Annotated in this window: 19 protein-coding genes and 1 pseudogene; 12 read left to right on the top strand and 8 right to left on the bottom strand. The window is 66.7% G+C overall.

All coding sequences use genetic code 11. The features are described from left to right. Window positions 1-261: 261 nt before the first annotated feature. Entirely contained in the window at window positions 262-747 is a 486-nt protein-coding gene (locus tag ACFTWF_RS02840) for a MarR family winged helix-turn-helix transcriptional regulator (protein ID WP_378459741.1), read from the top strand. Between the two features lie 41 nt (window positions 748-788). Here the strand turns inward: ACFTWF_RS02840 and ACFTWF_RS02835 are convergent, their stop codons facing one another. Both ACFTWF_RS02835 and ACFTWF_RS02830 read right to left on the bottom strand, forming a co-directional pair. Then, window positions 789-2,702 carry a serine/threonine-protein kinase PknD gene (locus tag ACFTWF_RS02835; protein ID WP_378459740.1) on the bottom strand — a complete coding sequence of 638 codons (1,914 nt, stop codon included), beginning with the start codon at window positions 2,700-2,702 and terminating at the stop codon, window positions 789-791. 394 nt (window positions 2,703-3,096) lie between these two features. After that, complete coding sequence (locus tag ACFTWF_RS02830; RefSeq protein WP_378459739.1) at window positions 3,097-3,453, bottom strand: DUF732 domain-containing protein; 357 nt, start codon at window positions 3,451-3,453, stop codon at window positions 3,097-3,099. Between the two features lie 414 nt (window positions 3,454-3,867). Between ACFTWF_RS02830 and ACFTWF_RS02825 the strand changes: the two genes are divergently transcribed. Further along, window positions 3,868-4,050 carry a hypothetical protein gene (locus ACFTWF_RS02825; RefSeq protein WP_378459738.1) on the top strand — a complete coding sequence of 61 codons (183 nt, stop codon included), beginning with the start codon at window positions 3,868-3,870 and terminating at the stop codon, window positions 4,048-4,050. 597 nt (window positions 4,051-4,647) lie between these two features. Here ACFTWF_RS02825 and ACFTWF_RS02820 read toward each other — a convergent pair. Then, window positions 4,648-4,827 (bottom strand): hypothetical protein, encoded by a 180-nt coding sequence (locus ACFTWF_RS02820; RefSeq protein ID WP_378459737.1) that lies wholly within the window; start codon window positions 4,825-4,827, stop codon window positions 4,648-4,650. 223 nt (window positions 4,828-5,050) lie between these two features. Between ACFTWF_RS02820 and ACFTWF_RS02815 the strand changes: the two genes are divergently transcribed. Next, window positions 5,051-5,647: a hypothetical protein gene (locus tag ACFTWF_RS02815; RefSeq protein WP_378459736.1), complete on the top strand. Its 597-nt coding sequence runs from the start codon at window positions 5,051-5,053 to the stop codon at window positions 5,645-5,647. 450 nt (window positions 5,648-6,097) lie between these two features. On the opposite strand, the gene ACFTWF_RS02810 is transcribed toward ACFTWF_RS02815, so the two are convergent. Together ACFTWF_RS02810 and ACFTWF_RS02805 are read right to left on the bottom strand one after the other, a co-directional pair. Continuing rightward, entirely contained in the window at window positions 6,098-7,333 is a 1,236-nt protein-coding gene (locus ACFTWF_RS02810) for a sensor histidine kinase (protein WP_378459735.1), read from the bottom strand. Continuing rightward, on the bottom strand, window positions 7,330-8,010 hold the full coding sequence (locus tag ACFTWF_RS02805) for a response regulator transcription factor (RefSeq protein WP_378459734.1): 681 nt from the start codon (window positions 8,008-8,010) through the stop codon (window positions 7,330-7,332). Before ACFTWF_RS02805 ends, ACFTWF_RS02810 begins: the two co-directional genes overlap by 4 nt. 124 nt (window positions 8,011-8,134) lie before the next feature. On the opposite strand from ACFTWF_RS02805, the gene ACFTWF_RS02800 reads away from it, so the two are divergent. The 8 genes and pseudogenes from ACFTWF_RS02800 to ACFTWF_RS02765 all read left to right on the top strand — a co-directional run bounded on the left by ACFTWF_RS02800 (window position 8,135) and on the right by ACFTWF_RS02765 (window position 14,223). Next, window positions 8,135-8,458, top strand: a complete 324-nt coding sequence (locus ACFTWF_RS02800; RefSeq protein WP_378459733.1) for a hypothetical protein — start codon at window positions 8,135-8,137, stop codon at window positions 8,456-8,458. Beyond that, window positions 8,458-9,417, top strand: coding sequence for an FAD:protein FMN transferase (locus ACFTWF_RS02795; RefSeq protein WP_378459792.1), 960 nt, complete (start codon window positions 8,458-8,460; stop codon window positions 9,415-9,417). Before ACFTWF_RS02800 ends, ACFTWF_RS02795 begins: the two co-directional genes overlap by 1 nt. Beyond that, on the top strand, window positions 9,417-9,989 hold the full coding sequence (locus ACFTWF_RS02790; RefSeq protein ID WP_378459732.1) for a ferric reductase-like transmembrane domain-containing protein: 573 nt from the start codon (window positions 9,417-9,419) through the stop codon (window positions 9,987-9,989). The genes ACFTWF_RS02795 and ACFTWF_RS02790 overlap by 1 nt, the downstream gene beginning before the upstream one ends. Next, window positions 9,986-11,272, top strand: coding sequence for an NADH-ubiquinone oxidoreductase-F iron-sulfur binding region domain-containing protein (locus ACFTWF_RS02785; RefSeq protein WP_378459731.1), 1,287 nt, complete (start codon window positions 9,986-9,988; stop codon window positions 11,270-11,272). The genes ACFTWF_RS02790 and ACFTWF_RS02785 overlap by 4 nt, the downstream gene beginning before the upstream one ends. Further along, window positions 11,269-11,505, top strand: coding sequence for a ferredoxin (locus tag ACFTWF_RS02780; RefSeq protein ID WP_378459730.1), 237 nt, complete (start codon window positions 11,269-11,271; stop codon window positions 11,503-11,505). Before ACFTWF_RS02785 ends, ACFTWF_RS02780 begins: the two co-directional genes overlap by 4 nt. Window positions 11,506-11,949: 444 nt before the next feature. Continuing rightward, a pseudogene (locus ACFTWF_RS02775) lies at window positions 11,950-12,635 on the top strand (IS3 family transposase); the annotation flags it as partial. Between the two features lie 284 nt (window positions 12,636-12,919). After that, complete coding sequence (locus ACFTWF_RS02770) at window positions 12,920-13,387, top strand: hypothetical protein (protein WP_378459729.1); 468 nt, start codon at window positions 12,920-12,922, stop codon at window positions 13,385-13,387. Between the two features lie 575 nt (window positions 13,388-13,962). Beyond that, window positions 13,963-14,223: a transposase gene (locus ACFTWF_RS02765; protein WP_378459728.1), complete on the top strand. Its 261-nt coding sequence runs from the start codon at window positions 13,963-13,965 to the stop codon at window positions 14,221-14,223. 705 nt (window positions 14,224-14,928) lie between these two features. Here the strand turns inward: ACFTWF_RS02765 and ACFTWF_RS02760 are convergent. Next, a complete protein-coding gene (locus tag ACFTWF_RS02760; RefSeq protein WP_378459727.1) occupies window positions 14,929-16,485 on the bottom strand; it encodes an acetyl-CoA hydrolase/transferase family protein in 1,557 nt (518 codons plus the stop codon). A gap of 481 nt (window positions 16,486-16,966) precedes the next feature. On the opposite strand from ACFTWF_RS02760, the gene ACFTWF_RS02755 reads away from it, so the two are divergent. Beyond that, window positions 16,967-17,044, top strand: a complete 78-nt coding sequence (locus ACFTWF_RS02755; protein ID WP_378459791.1) for a TRIC cation channel family protein — start codon at window positions 16,967-16,969, stop codon at window positions 17,042-17,044. 166 nt (window positions 17,045-17,210) lie between these two features. On the opposite strand, the gene ACFTWF_RS02750 is transcribed toward ACFTWF_RS02755, so the two are convergent. Together ACFTWF_RS02750 and ACFTWF_RS02745 are read right to left on the bottom strand one after the other, a co-directional pair. Continuing rightward, entirely contained in the window at window positions 17,211-18,536 is a 1,326-nt protein-coding gene (locus ACFTWF_RS02750) for an MFS transporter (RefSeq protein ID WP_378459726.1), read from the bottom strand. A gap of 53 nt (window positions 18,537-18,589) precedes the next feature. After that, entirely contained in the window at window positions 18,590-20,050 is a 1,461-nt protein-coding gene (locus tag ACFTWF_RS02745) for a benzaldehyde dehydrogenase (RefSeq protein WP_378459725.1), read from the bottom strand. Window positions 20,051-20,284 lie beyond the last annotated feature (234 nt).

Genomic DNA, 20,284 nt, shown 5'->3' with positions numbered 1-20,284 from the left:
GAACGGGGAGTGTGGGTCGAGCGGTGGCGTCTGTCGCCTGGGCGACCGTGCACGCGATCAGCGCAGGACGGGTGTTGCGGCGGGCATGACCACGACGTTCAGATGAAGCTCCCGCCCAGATTCCCCTCCGTCGCTAGATCGCTTCACGCGTGAGGCCAACAAAGTCGTTGCGCTACCACCCGATGCTAATAGCTCGGCATCCGAGACACAAGGAATCCTGAAGGCACGGGGACCTGGACGAACCCGGGTAGTCTGGCAACCATGGAACGCGACATTCGCTTGGCGCTGGCCGTCCGCGACTTGGTCCTGGCGGTGGAGCGGTATCGCGGTCGCACGGCACGCGGTCACCTTCGCATCGGCGTGACCGAGACCGTGGCCCTCGGCCATCTCTATGTCAACGGGCCCATGACCGCGAGCGAACTCGCCGCCGAGCTGACGATCACCAGCGCCTCCGCTACCGAACTCGTCGATCGGATCGAGCAGGCCGGGTACGCCCGACGGGTTCCGCATCCGACCGACCGCCGCAAGCGGCTCATTTCGTTGAGCGACGACGGCAGCGATGAATTCAGCCGCATCTATGGGGAACTCGGCGGGATGCTCGGCGAGGTTTACCACACGATGGCCCCCGCCGATCAGCGCACGATCGATCACTTCATCACCGAGGCCAGCGCTGCCATCAACAGCCGGGTCCGCCCGAACTCGAAACCACTGGCCTCTCGACCGCAGAACGGAAAGACCACCGCGTAGAGCACGCCGAGGCTTGCCGGGTGCCGAGTGGACCAATGGTGTTACGCCAACTCGAGCACACGATCGTTACCGAGGTCGGACAGGTAGACGTGACCCGCGTCGTCCGCCGCGATTCCGGCGGGTTGATCGAGGCCCGTGAACGGCAAGATTGCGGGGGCTGACGAACCTGCCGCCAGCTCGACCACGTCGTTGGAGTCCAGGGTGGTCAGGAGCACATCGCCGCCATCGGTGACCGCCACCGCATTCGGCGCACCGAGGTCCGTGAACGGCAGCGTGGTCGGGACGGACGTACCGGTCACCAGCTCGAGCACCCGATGATTCCGCGAGTCGGGAACGATGACGTCTCCCGCACCGCTCACGGCGACATCGGTGGGCCGGTTCAGTCCGGTGAACGGCAGGATGGTCGGGACGGACGTGCCAGATGCCAGCTCGAGCACCCGATTGTTACCCCCATCCGCGACGAAAACGTCCCCGGCCTCGGTGGCCGAAACACCCAGTGGCTCATCGAGTCCGGTGAACGGCAGTGTCGTGGGAGTGGAGGATCCGGATACGAGTTCGAGGATCCGATTGTTGCCCGTGTCAGCGACGTAGACGTTCCCGCGGGCGTTCACCGACACCGCCAGCGGGTCGTCGAGCCCGCTGAAGGGCAGCACGGTCTGGGTGGACGCGCCTTTCGCCAGTTCGAGAATGCGGTTGTTCGACGAATCGGCGACGAACACGTTCCCGTCCGCATCCACCGCGACCCCCTGCGGTCCGGACAATCCGGTGAAGTCGAGCACCGTCTGAGTCCGGGCGGCCGGATGCGGCGAAGCGAGATAGACGGCGATCGCGCCCACCCCCGCTCCCAAGACGATCATCGCGGCGATCAGACCGACCACGATCGTCGTCGGTCGTCTCCACCAGCGGATCGGACGAACGCTCACGCCCGCACGGGCGCTCTCCGGCCGACCTCCGCCTTGGGAATTCCGGTGTGGCCCGGGGGTGTCGACCCGCACCCGGGATGCGGGTGTTGCGGCACGAACCTGGGGCGGAGGCGCCTCGGAGCGGATCCGGTACGGTACCGGCGGCACCTGAGGGGTCCGGATCTCCTTCCCCCCGGGCACCATGCGCGGGGACGAGAGGGCGCTGCGCGCTGCGTCCGCCAATGCACCGCAACTGTCGAACCGCGCATCGCGGTCCTTCGCCAACGCCTGTCGGATGACCGGATCCAACGCATCGGGAAGACCGGGGCGCAGCAGGGTCGGCCGCGGGATCGGCTTGTTGAGATGGGCATCGACTACCTCACGCGCCGTCCCCGGATACGGGAGTCGACCGGTCAACAACTGGAAGAGCATGCAACCGAGCGAATACACGTCGGCACGGGGATCGAGTTCGACGCCTGCCACAAGAGCCTCCGGCGCCGCGTACACCAGGGTGGCCACGAGCATGCCCGTCTTGGTCAGATGCCGAGTCTCGTCCAAGTTTTTCGCGATCCCGAAGTCCGTCAGCAAGACACGCGACACCCCGGCACCGGTTGGTCGCCCGGCGAGCAGGACGTTGGCCGGCTTGACATCGCGATGCAGGACCCCTTGCTCATGTGCGAAGTCGAGGGCATGTCCGATTTCGGCCACGATGTGAACTGCCAAATCCGGTGGCAGCGCCCCCCGGCGCAGCAGCTCCGCCGCGTCCGTTCCTGCCACGTACTGCATGGCGATCCAGAGCCGGTCTCCTTCGCAACCTCGATCGTAGACGGTCACGATATTGGGGTGCTCGAGTCGAGCAACGTGTTCCGCCTCGCGCACGAACCGCGCACGCATGAAATCGTCGGCCGTCCCGTCGAGGACTTTCACCGCGACGCTGCGGGGCAGACTCCCGTGCCGCGCCAGATAGACCGTGCCCATCCCGCCGATACCCAGCACTCGCTCGATCATGTAGCCGGCGAACATCTCACCGGGCACCAAATCGTGCTCCCTCACGCCCACGGACCCAGCCTGCCTATCACGCGAGGACCACCCCACTACCTTTCCCGGAACGAACTAATAGGTCGCCCTTGTACGCGTCACGGTGGATGTCGCCGTTGTCCTTTGAGAACGCCTCGTGGACCGATGGCGGCGCGCACCACGAATGGCCGACCTACTCGTACGCGAATACGGACGCTCGGTCCGACATCCCGCAGACTACCCGGATGGGCCATTATTATAACTCGGCATCCGAGTAATACGGGCGCCGAACTGGATGGTCCGGCCGCCCCCACAACATCGTCCGCCGGTCGCAAGGGCGGTACCGACTTCCTGATCAAGCAACGGACCGACTTCCTGATCAAGCAACGGCTCCGCACCCCACTTACGGCACGAACCGCACGCGCCGGCGTCAGGCGGGGAGCTCGTCGGTGTACCAGGGGCAGTACACCGCCACCGAACCACCGATGACGTAGCCGACGTCGTAGGCGGACAGGGACGAGTGTTCCAAACCTTCGGCGGCAACCTCCTCGAAGCTGGCACCGCTACCGAATTCGCCGCAGATGTGTTGGGCGAGTTCGACCCCGGCATCGGGAGTGGTGAATGTGATCCCCTCGTCGGCCATACCTTCGAGGAACGTCACGTCCTGGGAGGACATCGACGTGGCGGGTTGGGCGTTGGCGACCGTGGCAGCACCGAGGGCACTCACGCCGATGATAGCGGCCAGGGTGAGCGTGCGGGCGACGGTGGTGATGCGGGTGATGGACATGATGTACGTTCCTTGTCTCGTCGGGGGGAACTGACAAGGGAAAGCTTGGGAGACCGGCCTGATCGAATCCTTGGCGAATTCTTGAACGCCGGGGCAAAGCATCCCGGGCCACGGAACGGGGAAATCCCCAATCACGTGCAGTTCGCGGCGGTGAGCACCGCGCTGCCCGAACAAGAACGGCCGCGTGACGGCGCCCGTGCGGACCGTTGATGGACACCGGCAGGACCAGGCTGGGGTCCGACGCCTGATGATCCTGGTCCCCTGTTCTTGGTTGCCGGCAACCCCCGGGCGCACCCGAGGGTCGCCGGCCCGTCTGCAGACACATCCGCCGCATAAGAACTTGATAAGGGTTCGGCAAGGGGCGGGGCGGAATCTTGCATTGTCAATCCAGCCCGTTCATCAGGAGTGTCCGCCATGTTCATCCACCGCATCCGTCATCTCGTCCGCTCGTCGATGCTGCTTTCGATTATCGGCCTGTCCATCATCGGAGGTGTCGGAGCGGCAAACGCAGCATCGGCCGGCACGCCGCGCCACGCCGACGACGTCTACGTCTGCTGGTATGACGACGGCTATACGACCACGTACTGGTACTGCTGATACCGTGCGCGCTTCACCACGTCCGTCCCGGTCGGTTCAACTCCGGGGCGGATGTAGTGGCGTGTAAGGCAACGATTTACGCGTGGCCCGATGCCGCGCCGGCCCGAATTGAGAGATCGTTGATCGCATACACACCCGGTCCGGCGTGCACATGGGCTCTCGCCGTGTTCGATCTCGACGATGAAGGGTCTGCTGACTTCCCGTCCCAGATGCCACCGGAGCCGCACAGATTTCTCCCCACCATCTCACCGACCGCGCTCTGGACGCTGCAGGTCGCGTGGCTGCGGGACCAGACCGCTACCCACTGTCGTAAAAGGTAAAAAACCGATGTCGTACCGGACAGCCGAAGGTGCGAGCGCCTCCGTTCTGGATTCGTGCGTGCGCCGACTACCCGACCCCAGCCCAGGACCGGCTGGGCCAAGCCGTCGATGAAGGAGGAGAGTCGCGCCGTCGTGGTCGAGACCCCCAGCGAGCGGCCAAGTACTCGGGTAGCGGTCGAGGAAACCGAGCACCTCCGCTACCGCCCATCCACCGCCATCACGCACACCTGGCCGTCGCCGTCGGAAGTGCGGATCCACCGCTCCCCTACCCGCACGATCAGCGCCTCGTTCCCAGGGTGACGTTGGTGCGGCGCAGTCCGGCGACGTCCTCGAATCCCAGCCCGCCGGCCACCAAGGTCAGGATCAGGGCGTCGCGACGACCGAACAGCCCGCCCGGCCATCCGGAGGTGGTGATCTGCGAGATCCGCTGCCACGCAACCGCCCCGACCCTCTTCATCCGTTCGGTACGAGCGTTGTCAAGCAGTTGCCGGATCGTTTCCGTGAGCCCCCGGCAACCCGCCCTGGCGTGGACAGGGATGACCGCGAATATCCGGCGCCGTGGCGTTCCGGCAGCGGTTCGACCTGCGGGACGTATGGCGACTTGGCCGTGGGCGGTCGGCCGTTAAGGCCCCATGACGTGAATAGCTCGAATAACATTCCGGGGGGAAGGAGCGAACGCCATGTCACCTGAACAGCGCCCGCGCAGTTTTGGATACGCAGTCGGCGCGGCGCTCACCGCGATCGGCGTGCTCGTCGCCATCGCCGCTTCCGTCGTCTTTGCGGTTCAACTGACTGGCAGGGCCCCGACCGACGACCACAGCTTCGGGAACGACCAAGCCACGGTGGTGCACGTGGCCGCCGGTGGATCGAAAACTATCTACACGAACACGATGTACACCAACACGACGTCCGACAGCAATATCAAGTGCACCGTTGTGCGCGCCGATAAACCGTTCCCCACACGGGAGGACACGCCGCACCTGAGCCGGTCCCACTTCAACATCCCCGTTACCCAGTGGCGACCGGCGTTTTCCTTCACCGTCAAAGACGGCGGCGTCTACACGATCAACTGTTCCGGGGCCCCCTCCGATGTTCGCTACGGCATCGGTGAGTACGTCACAGCCGGCCAATTCGCCTACCTGCTGTTGGCTATCGGCACGGGCATCGTGCTGGTCATCGCAGGCATCGCCACTCTGATCGCCACCGCGGTCCGCCGCGCCGGTGCCAACCGGCCACCCCCGCCAATGCAATACCCGCCTCAACGCCCCCCGCGCTAAATGCTGGTAGGTGGTCCGCAAGCGGATCGGCTTACGGCTACCGCCGGATCAGTGCACGATGAAACGGAGGTTCCTGATACCCAGATGTCAGGAGTGGTTGCGGCACAGTGAGTCCGGAGCGTTGGGTGTTCAGGGGACCATGAGTTTGAACCTCATGCAGATGCTGGTAGACGATGTCGATTCGGTCGAGTGGGTGGCCGAGCGGTTCCGGTTCGGCCGTTGCGGCGTGTCGCCGGCCACCTTCCGAAACGCAGTTATGGCGTAGCAGCCGCTAGGCCTCGGCGGCCGCGCACCCGCCGGACGGGTTGACGTGCATGATCACAACGGGGCCGGGTGCCGCCGCGATAACCGCATCCTGGCCTTCACTGCCGAGAGAGCCTCCACCACATCACCGTTCACGTGGACCCCACCGCCTGCTCGCCGAGATCGCGACGATTGACACCGGTATCGCTATGCGGGTGCTGCAGGGAATGTGAGGGTGAAGGTGGCGCCGCGGCCGGGGGCGCCACCGACGGTGATGTGGCCGCGGTGAGCGGTGACGATCTCCCGGACCAGGGCCAGCCCGATCCCGTAGTGGCGCACCCCGGCGGTGTGGCCGTCGCCGTGCGCGAACCGGGTGAACAACTGTTCGGTGGTGTGGGGGTCGAGCCCGACACCGGTGTCCGTGACGGACACCGACACCGACTTGGTGTCCTGGTGGACGCGTAGGAGCACACGGCCTCCGGGTTTCTCGTGGGCGAGAGCATTGTCGATCAGGGCAATCAGCGCGCGCCGCAGCGCAGATCGGGAACCAATTATTGCGGCGTTCTCGCGGAGAGGAGCCTCGATGTCGAGTCCGATCCCGAGGCTCTCGGCGTACGCGGCGGCGCCGGCGCGTACGTCCTCGCACAGGGCGATCGGGTCGACCCGCTCCTGGCCCGGGACACCGATACCGGACTCGAGTGACGCCACCAGCAGCAGGTCCTCGACAACCTCGCCGAGGGTTCGGGTGTCGGCGACAAGGCCGTGTAGGTGCTCACGCAGCTTTTCGTCGACGCCTTGCTGGTCGGCCCGCCGGGCCGCGAGTTGGGCGCGGGTGTGGAGCAGAGTCAGCGGTGCCCGCAACTCGTGGGAGGCGTCGGCGACGAAACGGCGTTGCAGCGACAGGGCCGTGGCGAGGGGGCGGATTGCCCGCTTGGAGAGCATCACCACGACCACGGTGGCGCCGATCACGCCGGCAATCTCGGCCGCGGCCAACGCAATCAGCAACCGCTGGCGTCCGGTCTGCCACGGGGTCAGGTCGAGCAGCGCGACGACGCGGGTGCCGTCACGGTCGGCGACCAGCGCCCGGTATTCGGACCCTCCGTCGCGGACGTCGGAATATCCGGGGGGCGCGTCGAGCAGGCGTTCGGTTGCAGCGGGGGCGTGGTCGCTGACAGCGACGTTTCCCGACGGCGCGCGGATCGCCAGCGCCGTGCCCGGCGGTGCATCGGTGACGTCGTCGGCGCTGGCGACCACGGCGGACAGTTGCCCGCTGATTTCTTTGTTCTGCACGTGGATGTCGAACAGGAATGCGACCGCGCCGATCAGCATCAACACCACTGCGAGTGCGAGTGCGGCCTGCAGCGCGGCGACGCGGCCGGTGCGCCGCAGCAACACTTGGTCGGCGGCCGGTCCCGCGGAGGTGCTGCCGCGGCGGAATCTCATGGTGCACCCAACCGGTAGCCGACACCGTGCACCGTGCGGATGACCTCGCGGCCGAGTTTGCGCCGGAGGTAGTACACGTAGGTGTCGACGATACCGACGGTGTCCGCGCGGTCGAAGACCCGCTCGAGCAGCTGCGGTCGGGTGAACACCTGGTCCGGGGCGGCGGCCAGCAGCGCGAGCAGCGCGCATTCACGCTCGGACAGCTCCACCTCCTCGCGAGCTCCGGCGGTGTCGACGACGGTCCGGCTCGCCAGAAACAGTCGACGATCGCCGACCGGGAGCGAGCGTGCGATGTCGGTGTGCCGACGTAGCAGCGCCCTGATCCGGGCTAGCAATTCCGGGATCTCGAACGGTTTGACCAGATAGTCCTCGGCTCCCGCGTCGAGACCGGCCACCCGGTCGGATACCGCGCCGCGGGCGGTGAGCACCAGCGTCGGGGTGCCCACCCCTTTCGACCGCAGTGCCCGCAGCAAGTCCAGTCCCTCGAGCACCGGTAGGCCTCGATCGATGATCAGCGCATCGAAGTGTCGAGTCAGACCGAGATGCAGTCCAATCTGCCCGTCACCCGCCACCTCGACCCGGTACCCCTCCTCGGCCAGCAGCGCCGTCAGCATGGCTGCGAGCTGGCGATCGTCCTCGACGAGCAACACCTCGGCCGGCGGGTGGATATCTGTCATGGCCCGAGCCTGCCACCGTCGTTCTGAGAATTCTCCGAGAAACGGTCGGCACCATGAATACCACGGGCTCATTTGCACGACGTGTGGGCTACGACGAAATCGGGACGGTCGAAAGGGTCGGGCTATGGCATCACCGCAGCAGGGTCGCCGCAACGTCCGCGTCGCGACGAAGGCACTGGTGGCATTGAGCGTGGCGGGCACGATCGGCGGAGCAGCGATGGCGTTCGCCGACACCCATACCTCACCGACAGCCGGCACTACCGCGACGACCGGGTCGGTGATGACCGCGCCCGGTACCGGCGGCTCCGATCGGCCCGGCGCCTCGTCCTCGACTGCTGGCCCCGATTCCGGGACCGGCGCCACGGGCTCGGAGAGTGGGGTATTCGGTACCGCGCCACGGCTGTCGACCGGATCCGGTCACCATCACGCCTCCTCGAGCGGGTCGTGATGGACGGCATCGTCGAGTTGGAAGAGAGCTACGAGTGCGACGACGGGGGCGTGGCCGCGGCGGTGTGGCGGCTGTGGGGAACCCAGGCGCGGCTGGTGGTCACCGATGCGGAGCGGCTGGCACAGGCGCGGGTGCTGGTCGCCGACCATCTCGCGGCGGTCGAACTCGCCTGCAGCCGCTTTCGCACCGATTCCGAGCTCACCCTGCTCGCCAGACGACGCGGCCAGCCGACCGAAGTCAGCGTGCTGCTCGCCGACCTGTTGCGGGACGCATTGACCGCCGCCGATCGCACGGACGGGGACGTGGATCCGACCATCGGCGCCGCGCTCGTGGATCTTGGCTACGACCGTGACTTCGCCCTGATCGACAACATGAACACCCCGGTCCGGGCGGTACTCGTCCGTCCGGCCGAATGGTCGATGGTGACCTTGCAGGACCGGACGGTCACCGTTCCGGATGGTGTGCAGCTCGATCTCGGTGCCACCGCCAAGGCTGCCGCCGCCGACCAGTGCGCCCGGCTGGTGACCCAGAATCTGGGCTGCGGGGTGCTGGTCAGCCTCGGCGGGGATATCGCCACCGCGGGGCCGGCACCTGCCGGCGGGTGGCAGTTACTGGTCCAGGACGGCCCCGGCGAACCCGCCTGTCGCGTGTCGCTGCCTGCCGGTGCAGCGTTGGCGACCTCGAGCACCCTGCAACGGCGGTGGATCCACGCGGGCAGACAGGTTCATCACGTGCTAGATCCACGATCCGGACGCCCCGCAGACCCGATCTGGCGCACGGTCAGCGTCGCCACCAGCTCGTGCCTGGCCGCGAACACCCTCACCACGGCATCGCTCGTCCGCGGCCACGCGGCCGTCGACTGGCTCGCCCGGCTGGGCCTTCCCGCCCGATTGGTCGACAGCAGCGGACGGGTGCGCACGATCGGCGGCTGGCCCGACGACCCGCGCAGGGCCGACTGATGGCCCCCGCCGAGATGGATCAAGCGCTGTGGGCGCTCGGCCGCGGAGCCGGGATCACCGCGCTGGTGTTGCTCACGGTCGCAGTCGCCACCGGCATCGTGACCCGCTCCGGGCGCCCGCTCGGCCCGTGGCCGCGGTTCGGGGTCTCCGAGCTACACCGCACCGCCGCCCTGCTCGGAACCGCGCTGGTCGGCATTCACCTGCTGACCCTGCTCGCCGATCCGCACGCCCAGTTGCGGCTCGTCGACTTCGTAGTGCCGTTCCTGGGCGCCTACCGACCGTTCTGGCTCGGGTTGGGCACCCTCGCAGTCGACCTGCTGGCCGCGATCGTCGCGACCAGCCTGCTCCGCCACCGGCTCGGTCCCCGGTCCTTCCGGCTCGTGCACTGGGCCACCTATGGGCTGTGGCCGATCGCTTTGATCCACGGCCTCGGGAACGGCACCGACTCCGGGCAGCCATGGCTACTCGTCGTCGCCGCCCTGTGCACGTGCACCGTCACCGGCGGCGTGGCGTGGCGTTTACGCAGGGAGTTCGTGGAGTACGACCAAGTACGGGCCGAAAGGATCCGATGACCACCTCGACTGACCACATGCGCTTGTCCGCAAGTTCGGGCACCGGCGACCGCGACGCACCGACCCCGCCTGGGGACCGCAGGCTACTGGCCGCCGACGGCCCCGATCTGCCCCGCCACGCGGCCCGGTTCGGACCACTGCCCCGGCCACACGAGCTGATCGGCCAACTCGTCGAGTCCGGCCTGTGCGGCCGCGGCGGGGCCGGGTTCCCGACCGGCAGCAAGATGGGTGCCGTAGCCGGCCGCCGGCCCGTGGTGATAGCCAACGGCGCTGAAGGTGAACCCGCCAGCAGCAAGGACGCTGTGCTGCTCGAGCACGCACCGCACCTCGTGCTCGACGGTCTCGCGTTGACCGCCGCAGCCGTCGGAGCCCGCGAGGCCCACCTCTACACGTCGGCCGACGTCATGCCGGCAGTGCGCCGAGCCGTCGCCGAACGGCGCGCCGTCGGCTGGGACCGGCTGCCGGTGCAGCTCACCGAGGCTCCCGACACGTTCCTCGCCGGCGAGAAATCCGCTGTCGTCAACGCGATCGAGGGCCGCCCCGCGATCCCGCGGGACCACCCCATCAGCCTCACCCGGTCCGGACTACGCGGCCGGCCCACACTGGTACACAACGTGGAAACCCTTGCCCACGTGGCGCTGATCGCTCGCTACGGCCCGAACTGGTTCCGCGGGGTGGGCGATCAGTCCGAACCCGGGACCATGCTGGTGACCCTCTCTTGCGCCGCAGCGCCCAGTGTGGTCGAGGTCCCGACCGGGATGGCCCTGGCCCGGTTGCTGGATGACCACACCAGCATCGGCCCCGCCGACGTGCGGGCACTGCTGCTCGGCGGGTACCACGGCACCTGGATCTCCGCGACGGACGCGGCGCATGCGGATTTCTCACGCATGTCGTTGTCCCCGTTAGGTTCTGCCCCCGGCGCTGGGGTCGTCCAGATTCTCACGAGGGACGAATGCGGCCTTCGCCGATCCGCCGACATCGTCACCTATCTGGCGGCCCAGAGCGCCCGCCAATGCGGGCCCTGCCTCAACGGGCTACCCGCACTCGCGAACATCCTCACCGACCTCGCCTACCGGCAGCCCCGGCCGGACAGCGTCGGCGAGATCACGCGGTTGGCCGCGCTGGTCGAGGGCCGCGGCGCATGCAAACATCCCGACGGAACAGCCCGCTTCCTGCGCTCCACCATGTCCACCTTCAGCCACGACGTCGAACTGCACCTGCGCGGGACCTGCGAAGCCGCCTACCTCGAGCGAGAGCCCCGGAACCTGGTGAACCCGCGATGACCAGCTCGCGCCGACCGGCATTGCGCCTGCATATCGATTGGACCCGCTGTGACGGGCGCGGACTGTGCACCGAACTGCTCCCGAGCGTGCTCGACCGCGACGACTGGGGCTACCCACTCCCCCGAAACCACACACCCGAACCCGGCATCCCCGCGCAACTGCAACCCGACGCCCGCGACGCGGTGCGGCTGTGCCCACGGCTGGCGCTGACCCTCCTGCACCCGAACGACTGACTCACAGTGGCCACTGCAATCTGCCTCAATTTCCGGGCATTTCGTCAGCCAACATCACTGCCCGATACGGAAGCGAACCCAGAACACGCGGTGGGCTCCTCCCCCTACTCCTGACTGGCCTTCCGGGCCAACCAGGTCAGCTCCCCAGACGCGTTATCCCCGAAGGCAATCAGATCCGCCCACTCGCACTGCGGGCCCCGGACACACACCAACGCCAACTCGTTCTCGGACAATGCCTGCCACAGCTGCTCCACCGCGGACGACCATACCGCCCATTCAACCGCAGAACGTCGATCCCGGGTACGGCCACGCCGGACCACGATCTCGCGCCATGCACCACGGTCAGTCTCGCTTCCGGGGATCGGCGCCCATCTGGGTCATGGCCCCATATGAACCGTCCTGGATCGAGTGGAGGCTGTTGATCCAACAAGGAGAATGTTGGTCATGCCTGCACCGAAGAAATACGACGCCGAGACCCAGGAACGGGCCGTCCGGATGTATCGGGACCGGCTCGACGAGCACGGCGGCCCGAAGATCGCCGCCTGTCGCCACGTCGGTGAGTTGCTCGGCATCGCGCCGGCGACGCTGCGGAACTGGATCGAGCGGGACGAAGCGGCCCCGCCCGGGGCTGCGTCTCCAGAACCGGACGCGTCAGAGGAACTCGCTCGGCTTCGCCGGGAAGTATCCGAATTACGCAGGGCCAATGAGATATTGAAAACCGCGAGTGCGTTTTTCGCGGCGGCGGAGGCCGTCCCCCGCAAGCGGGAGGTGCCCCCACGCCGACTGCGGTGATCGTCGACTACCGTTCCCGATTCTTCGGTCGACCCGATCTGCGCCGTGCTCACCGAGCACGGCGTCAGCATCGCCCCGGCCACACGGTCTACGTGGCCAACAAGCGGGTCTACGGTGTCCGCAAGATGTGGCACGCGATGAAACGCGCTGGTCACGACATGGGCCGCGATCAAGTGGCCCGCCTGACGCGAATCTGCGGGATCGCCGGAGCCGTGCGCGGCACACACCGCACGATCACCACGAAGCGAGACGATCGGGCACCGCGGCACCCCGATCTGATCGAGCGGAACTGGGACGCACCGCAGCGTCCGGACCAGTGGTGGGTCGCAGACTTCACCTAATGGGAGAGTCGGATCCCGTTCCGACACGAAAAAGCGACTGGCAGGAGGTCCCTGAGATTTTACCGATCCGGGTGCAGTCTGAAGCGGTGAGCTGCTGACAGGTTGATCACTGCTGTTGATGACACGGACTGCGTGTGAGGTCTGAACGTAGACGGTGACCCTGCCAGTCGCCGGGGTACGTGATCGGCTTGTGAGATGCCGCGCCTCCGAGCGCTGTCCATTAGGTTGCCGCACCACCCCCAAGCTCGCCGACGGGGAACGCCGACAAGGAAGGGCAGCAGATGGGCATCACCTGCGGAATCGACTGGGCCGAAATCCACCACGATATTGCGCTCGCCGACGAGACGGGCCGGATCATTGACCGAGCCCGGATCGACACCGGCGCTTGCGGATTCAACGAACTCCTCGGCCTGATTGCGGAGAACGGAGGTACACCCGAGGACACCCCGATCGCCATCGAGACCGACAAGAACCTGCTCGTCGACGCCTACGCCATCAAGAACAGGTCGTGCGGGAGGCCCTGGTTCGGCATCTGGACGAGCGCCGGCCGAGTCTGGACTACAGCACCCTCACCAGCCTCGTCGGTCGGCTCGTGGGCGCGTTCTGGTCCGACATCGAACACCACCACCCCGCAGCCGGCACTCTGCATCTACCAGAGGAGGTGGCCGGTGCACGGAAACGTCGCCTTCGTGACGGGTTCACGAAGAAGGGCGGCGCCCGCTCGCACAGCGATTATGTGGCCACGCTGACGTGTGTCCGCTCCTTCTATCGGGATCTTCAGGAATGGGCGGTGCAGGATCCGTCCTGGGCGCACTGGAGCTACCCGAGTCCGGTGCGCAAGAGCGACACCGCAGGACAGGCACGGAAAAGTGCGACAGAAGGCCATCGCGGACACGCATCAGCGCATCCGAGAGCGCATGCCCCACCTTCCCGTTCTCGTCGAAAGCCAGCAAGATCCTGCTTCCAGTCAACGGAGGTGCCCGCGCGCAGACCGAGCACCGAGGTGGCGAGTCCAGCTGACCGTCGGTTGACCCCGGGGTTCGGAGCGCGGCGAAGCCGCTAGCACACATGCGACCCGGCGGGGTGTGCAGTTCTCAGCCGACTGGCCGTGCATGCATTCGTCGACGAAAACACCGTTCGCAGCATCGTGGTGGCCGCAACCATCACTGATCGGCGCACACCGGCGACGTGGGTTGTTGGCGAAAACTGACCAAACCGGTTGTGGAGTCCGCGCTCGTATCCGAGATGGACGACCACCTCGGATACGGCAAGAGCAACCGGAGGGCCAGCGGCGAACTCCCGCAACGGCAGGCGAGCCAAGACCGTGTTGACCGAGGCCGGGCAGGTCGGGTACGCGCTGAAAAACCCTGATGCGCAATATGTTCTGATCATCGTGCACTATTCCGTCAAGCATCTGCCCGACTCGATCGTGCGGATGTGGCTGCAGACCATCGTCCAAACCTGCGTGGTACACCTTCTCCTTCTCCGCAACACCCGTGCCTACGACTCTCGCAACGACCGGGCCGAGATCGCCCAAAGACCTCACACCGGTCTGCACCGCCCCGTCGGAGCACGCCGCGCTTGACCTGGTCGCCGAGTTGAGCGAGAAATGGGAGAAGCGCCATCCCTCGATCATCCGGTTCCGGACCGATTCCTGGGCGGAGTTCGCGCCGTCCCTGCAGTTCGACCACGCGATACGGCAGGCGATTTACGCGACAAGATTTTTTCAGGCATGCCCACATCTCGTCGTAAGATCCGCGCGCGACGTTGTGGACATGCCGTCTCCCACCACATCGTTAGACCTGAAATACGAAGGAGCGGTCTAGGTTTCGCCGATACATAAGTCGAGCCCGCCGGGAACTGGCATAGATCGCTTCGGTCAATCTCCGGATGTTCGTGCCGGAAGGGCGGCGCACTGCCTACGGTTCGACAGCGGGAGCCATCTGACGAACGACTCTCACACACGGTTCCGAGAGCGGCGGCCCCGCAATTCCCGCCGCCGACTCATCCATTGCTCCGTCCACACGTCCACGACTTTGCCACATACCATGTACGCGAAGGACATTCGCGAAAGCTGCTGACGCGCATGGCCCGGGTTCAGCCGGTGGACGCACCACCTCGATCAGCGAGGTGCGGATGGGGCGTCCTGAAGGCGTGGATGACAACGTCACGGGTCGGCCGGCGATGCGGTCGCCGGGGCGGCCACCGATGCGTCGTGATGCCGAGCGTGCGTTGAAATCCCGCCGAGTCACCCGCACCTGCCCTCACCCGCGGTAGGAACCCGCATTTCCTAGGAGGCTCGCATGGTGCCGGTCGCGAGGTACCGCTGATGGAACGAGAACGCTTCCCCGAGCAGATGCGGGGTGTGGCCGGCGGAACCCGGCGCGGCCTGCGTCCGCTCGACGTAGTCCGTGAGCAACGGCCGGAATTCGGGGTGCGCGCAGCGCTCGATGATCACCCGGGACCGGCGACGTGGCGAGAGCCCCCGCAAGTCGGCGAGACCCTGCTCGGTCACCACCACCTGGGTATCGTGCTCGGTGTGATCGACGTGCGGGGTCATGGGAACGATCGAAGAGATCGCACCATTCTTGGCGGTGGACGGGCTGAGGAACATCGACAGGTAGCCGTTGCGCGCGAAGTCCCCGGAACCGCCGATGCCGTTCATGATCTTGGTTCCCATGACGTGCGTCGAATTGACGTTTCCGTAGATGTCGGCCTCCAGCATCCCGTTCATCGCGATGATCCCCAGCCGGCGTACCACCTCGGGGTGGTTGCTGATCTCCTGCGGGCGCAGCCGGATGTGTTCGCGGTAGAAGTCGATGTTGGACGTCAGCTCGGCGATCCCGGCCTCCGAGAGCGCCAGCGCGGTGGCCGATGCGAACCGCACGGTGCCGTGTTTGATCAGGTGCAGCATGCCGTCCTGGATCACCTCGGAATAGCAGGTCAATCCGCGGTACGGGCCACGGTCGAGACCACCGAGGACGGCGTTGGCGACGTTGCCGATGCCGGCCTGCAGCGGCAGCAACGTGTTCTCCGGGAGGCGTCCACGCCGGACCTCGTGGTCGAAGAAGTCCAGCACGTGGGCCGCGATCGCCTCGCTGACCGAGTCGGGGGCCGTCAGCGGGCTGGCGCTGTCGGGCGCATTCGTCTCCACGACCGCGACGACCTTCCCCGGGTCCACCCGGTAGTGGGGCTGACCGATCCGGTCCTCGACGTCGGTGAGCTCGATCGGCCGGCGGTGCGGGGGCAGTGCCGTGCCGTAGTAGATGTCGTGGATGCCGTCCATCGCCTCCGGGACCCAGGAGTTGACTTCGAGAATGACTTTTTCCGCTACATCGAGCCAGGTCTTGTTGTTTCCGACGGATGCGGACGGAATCAGTTCGCCGGTCTCGGTGATGCCGGCGACCTCGACGACGGCGACGTTCACCGGGCCGTAGTAGCCCTCCCATACCTGCTGCGCCACGTGCGACAGGTGTATGTCGACGTAGTCCATTCGCCCCGCGTTGATCTTCTGCCGAGCCGTGGATTCCGCTTGGTAGGGCATCCGTAGCGCGATTCCGTCGACCTCGGCGAGCATTCGCTCGGTCTCGGTCGAGACGGACGCCCCGGTCAGTAGGTCGATGGTGAAGTTCGAGCCGGCGGCGCGGGCAGCGTGAATTCGGCCGACCAGTGCCGGGATGATCGCCTTCGGTGTGCCCGCACTGGCGAAGCCGCTGACCGCGACGGTGTCACCGTGAGCGATGGCCTTCACCGCATCGTCTGCCCCGGTCACCTTCTGCCGGAATACCGAGTTTCGAATCCGGCTCGACTGCGGCGGCGACGCGGGGGTACTGATCTGGAGGCTCACGGCGGCCAGTGTAGGAGTGCGGGATGTGATGCGGACAGCCCGACGATGGTCGATGTCCACCAGGTCATAGGCGGAACGCGCCGACGTCGGTGGCCCGCGACCGTTCGTCGCGAGCGGTGTGCCGCTCGTCGGCTGTGTCGGCTCGCCCGTCGAATCACGCTCGAAGTCTCACCGATGCGTGATTCTCGTCACTACCGCGCCACCTCGGCGCCGGGAGCACAACGATCCCTTCTTCACATCCGACGCCCAGTCACAAGCAGCGACGCGGGCCGCGGCAGACCGACTGCCTTCTACGCCGGAGGCGGGCCCACGTGGACCAATCGCATTCGGTGGCGAATCCAGCAGCCGGGTCGACGAGCCCCGCGGGAGCTGATGCGAGTGGCGATTGCCGTAACGGTGACCGACGCCTTCCGCGCGGCGGATCTGACGAGGGTGTCCGCCAACGCGGTACCGGGCGGCGTCATCGCCCCGCCACGAGAAACTGGACCCCGTCGGGTTCGCCGTTCTCGCCGTCCTATCCGGCCTCGGCGGCGGAATGATCCGCGACACCCTGCTGTAAACACGGCACCCCGATCGCACTCACCGACTACGCCTATCTGACCACCGCCCTCACCGCGGCCGCGTGGCGCATCGATCACGGCCACCGTGAGGCCGCAGGTGTTCCCGTAGCGGTGGTGGGCCGGGCACCCCGATCGGGTGCCCGGCGTGCGGTGGCCACAGTGTCGTCACGCGCTCAGGTCAACGTGCTTGCTCTCGCTGACGAACAGAGTGAGGATCACGGTGCTCATGGCGCACAGGGCGACGAGATAAACGATGACACTGGTGATCGTGCCAGACCCGGCGAACAGAGAGGCGACGATGACCGGGGTAAATCCGGCACCGAGCAGACTGCCGATCTGGTAGCCGAGGGACGCGCCGGTGTAGCGGGCTCGGGTGCCGAACTGTTCGGCGAGGAATGCCGGCATCGGTCCGAACGTAAGCGATTGCAGCACTGAGCATGCGATCAGGAAGGCAAGCACGACGAGCAGGAAATTGCCGGACGACGCGAGCTGAAACAGTGGCCATGCCAGCACGACCATGCCGACGAAGCCGGTCAGCATGATCGGCTTGCGACCGAATTGGTCTGAGAGTTTGGCCGCGCCGAGGATGCCGAAGATGGCGAAGAATTGGCAGATCGCGAACGCGGTGAGACCCTGCGACCGAGTGACACCGTTCTCCGCGGCGTAGGTGATCACGAATGTCGAGAACAGGGCCTGGATGACGAACGGAGCGGTGCATACCAGACCGGCCAGGATCAGGGTGCGCGGTGCACGCAAGATCGTGACCAGCGGAATGGATTCCTTCGTCTGTGATGTCCTCTCCTTGGCCGCGTGCAGGGCCTCTTCGAAGACCGGGCTCTCGGCAATGCGAGCCCTCACGAACAGACCGACAGCGAGGAGGATCGCCGAGAACAGGAACGGGATGCGCCAACCCCAGCCGAGGAAGTCGTCCTCGGGCATGAGCGCGACCAGGGAGAGCGCAATGGTGCCGAGCACGGCGCCGGTCGGGCCGCCGGCGTTGGTGAATGCGGCGGCGAATCCGCGGTTGCGGCCCTTGACGTGTTCGAGCGACATCAGGGCGGCGCCACCCCACTCTCCGCCGATCGCGATGCCCTGGACCGCGCGCAGGACGATCAGCATTACCGCACCCCAGGTGGGGATGGCGGGGACGAGTCCGATCAGGAAGGACGCGATACCCATGATCGACATAGACCACATGAGCATCTTCTTGCGGCCGACTCGGTCGCCGAAGTGTCCGAACACGATCCCCCCGAGCGGGCGGGAGATGTAGCCGATTGCAAACGTTGCGTAGGAGGCGATGAGCGCCACGCCGGGGTTGAGATCGGCGAAGAATACGGGGCCGAAGACCAATGAGGAGGCGGTGGCGTAGAGGATGAAGTCGTAGAACTCGACGGTGCTTCCGAGGTAGCTCGAGAGAACGACACGACGAATGTCCCTCTGCCGCTGCGCGGGCGCGGCGTCGAGGTCGCGTCCTGGGTCTGCCAGGGTCATGGTGGGTCCTTACTGTGCAAGAAGACGATGTTAGGCCGGTTGCCGACGGGGGCTCAGAAGGGGTAGGCGGGTACGTCGCGGCTGACGGTGATCCAGCGGGACTCGGTGAAGGCTTCGATGCTGTTGGCGGGGCCGCCGAAGCGGGCACCGTTGCCGGAGGAACCGAGGCCGCCGAAGGGGATGTTCGCCTCGTCGCCGACGGTCTGATCGTTGATGTGGGCGATGCCGGTCGGGATGCGGTCGGCGAGGTCGAGGCCCTTGCCGATGTCGCGGGTGAAGATTCCCAGCGACAGGCCGTACTCGGTGTCCGTGGCCAGCGCCACGGCCTCGTCGAGCGTGGAGAACTTCACGACGGGGGCGACGGGGCCGAACACCTCCTGGGTGTACGCGGGGGCGTGGGTGGGGACGTCGGCGAGAACGGTGGGCCGGTAGAACAGTTGCTCGAAGGTGCCGCCCGTTACGAGGCGCGCGCCGGCGTCGACGGAGGTGGTGACGAGCGCGTGGATCTTCGCGAGCTGGGCCTGGTCGATGATCGGGCCGAGTGCGACCTGTTCGGTGACCGGATCACCGACGGGGAGGGTTTCGGCCTTCGCGGCCAGCTTGGCGACGTACATGTCGTAGACGGATTCGTGCACGATGTGCCGGCCGGTGGTCATGCACACCTGACCTTGGTGCAGGAAGGACCCGGCGGCCCCGGCCGACACGGTGGCGTCGAGGTCGGCGTCGTCGAGGACGATGATCGCGGAGTTGCCGCCGAGCTCGAGATGCACCTTCTTGAGGTTGCGGGAGGCGGCGGCACCGACGGCCCGGCCGGCCGGGGTGGAGCCGGTGAAGGAGATGACCGGCACCCGCGGGTCGTCGACCAGGGCGGCCCCGACGTCGGCGCCCGCAGGCAATACGGACAACACACCTGCGGGTAGGCCGGCCTGCTCGAAGATGCGGGCGAGCGCGACACCGCCACAGACGGCGGTGCGCGGATCCGGTTTGAGCACCACAGCATTGCCGAGGGCAAGGGCGGGTGCGACGGAGCGGATGGCGAGGATGAGCGGGAAGTTGAACGGGGCAATGACCCCGACGACGCCGACCGGCACTCGCCTGGACATACTCAGACGCGGTGCCTCGCTCGGCAGGACTTCGCCGATCGCGTGCCCGGGCAGGGCCGCCGCCTCGAAGCATTCCTGTGCCGCCACGTGGGTTTCGAGTTGCGCCTTCGGACGCAGTGATCCGGACTCGCGCATGATCCACCGCTCGATCTCGTCGGCGTGCTGCTGCCACAGATCTCCGGCGCGGCGCATGACGGCGGCACGTTCGGTGTGCGGACGCGCAGCCCAGTCGCGTTGTGCGGCGACAGCACGGTCGACGGCGGTACCCAGGTCACCGATATCGGCGAGGCCGACGCTGCCGAGAGTGGCGCCGGTGGCGGGTTCGACTACCTTGAGTTCTCCCGCCCCGCCGGGGAGCCAGTCGCCGGCGAAGATCTTTCCTTGCCAGATGGATTCGTCGAGAAGTGCCATCAGAACTCCTTGTGTGGGGCGTGGGATGAGGGGAAGCGAAGTGATGGTCGCGCGGGCGGGTCGCCGCCGTTGTCGGGCGAGGGAACCGGTGTGGGCGTCGGCCGGGCAGGAGTGGGCGATCATTCCGGGCGCAGAAGATCGCTCGAATGGGACCCACGAAGTATGGGGCACATCACAATGCCGTGAAAAGCGCTATTAGTCGGCGATATTCCACGGTTCTACTCAGGAATGGTA

Origin of the sequence: Rhodococcus sp. NPDC056960, assembly GCF_042674125.1 — a bacterium.
Taxonomy (GTDB): Bacteria; Actinomycetota; Actinomycetes; order Mycobacteriales; family Mycobacteriaceae; genus Rhodococcus_F.
The sequence above is the reverse complement of the archived record's forward strand: the minus strand, read 5'-3'. Positions and strand labels throughout refer to the sequence as shown.

Bases quoted from the DNA above. Each gene is read 5' to 3' on its own strand.
- ACFTWF_RS02840 (WP_378459741.1), top strand. From the start codon at position 262: ATGGAACGCGACATTCGCTTGGCGCTGGCCGTCCGCGACTTGGTCCTG.
- ACFTWF_RS02830 (WP_378459739.1), bottom strand. From the start codon at position 3,453: ATGTCCATCACCCGCATCACCACCGTCGCCCGCACGCTCACCCTGGCC.
- ACFTWF_RS02825 (WP_378459738.1), top strand. From the start codon at position 3,868: ATGTTCATCCACCGCATCCGTCATCTCGTCCGCTCGTCGATGCTGCTT.
- ACFTWF_RS02820 (WP_378459737.1), bottom strand. From the start codon at position 4,827: ATGAAGAGGGTCGGGGCGGTTGCGTGGCAGCGGATCTCGCAGATCACC.
- ACFTWF_RS02815 (WP_378459736.1), top strand. From the start codon at position 5,051: ATGTCACCTGAACAGCGCCCGCGCAGTTTTGGATACGCAGTCGGCGCG.
- ACFTWF_RS02810 (WP_378459735.1), bottom strand. From the start codon at position 7,333: ATGAGATTCCGCCGCGGCAGCACCTCCGCGGGACCGGCCGCCGACCAA.
- ACFTWF_RS02805 (WP_378459734.1), bottom strand. From the start codon at position 8,010: ATGACAGATATCCACCCGCCGGCCGAGGTGTTGCTCGTCGAGGACGAT.
- ACFTWF_RS02800 (WP_378459733.1), top strand. From the start codon at position 8,135: ATGGCATCACCGCAGCAGGGTCGCCGCAACGTCCGCGTCGCGACGAAG.
- ACFTWF_RS02795 (WP_378459792.1), top strand. From the start codon at position 8,458: ATGGACGGCATCGTCGAGTTGGAAGAGAGCTACGAGTGCGACGACGGG.
- ACFTWF_RS02790 (WP_378459732.1), top strand. From the start codon at position 9,417: ATGGCCCCCGCCGAGATGGATCAAGCGCTGTGGGCGCTCGGCCGCGGA.
- ACFTWF_RS02785 (WP_378459731.1), top strand. From the start codon at position 9,986: ATGACCACCTCGACTGACCACATGCGCTTGTCCGCAAGTTCGGGCACC.
- ACFTWF_RS02780 (WP_378459730.1), top strand. From the start codon at position 11,269: ATGACCAGCTCGCGCCGACCGGCATTGCGCCTGCATATCGATTGGACC.
- ACFTWF_RS02770 (WP_378459729.1), top strand. From the start codon at position 12,920: ATGGGCATCACCTGCGGAATCGACTGGGCCGAAATCCACCACGATATT.
- ACFTWF_RS02750 (WP_378459726.1), bottom strand. From the start codon at position 18,536: ATGACCCTGGCAGACCCAGGACGCGACCTCGACGCCGCGCCCGCGCAG.
- ACFTWF_RS02745 (WP_378459725.1), bottom strand. From the start codon at position 20,050: ATGGCACTTCTCGACGAATCCATCTGGCAAGGAAAGATCTTCGCCGGC.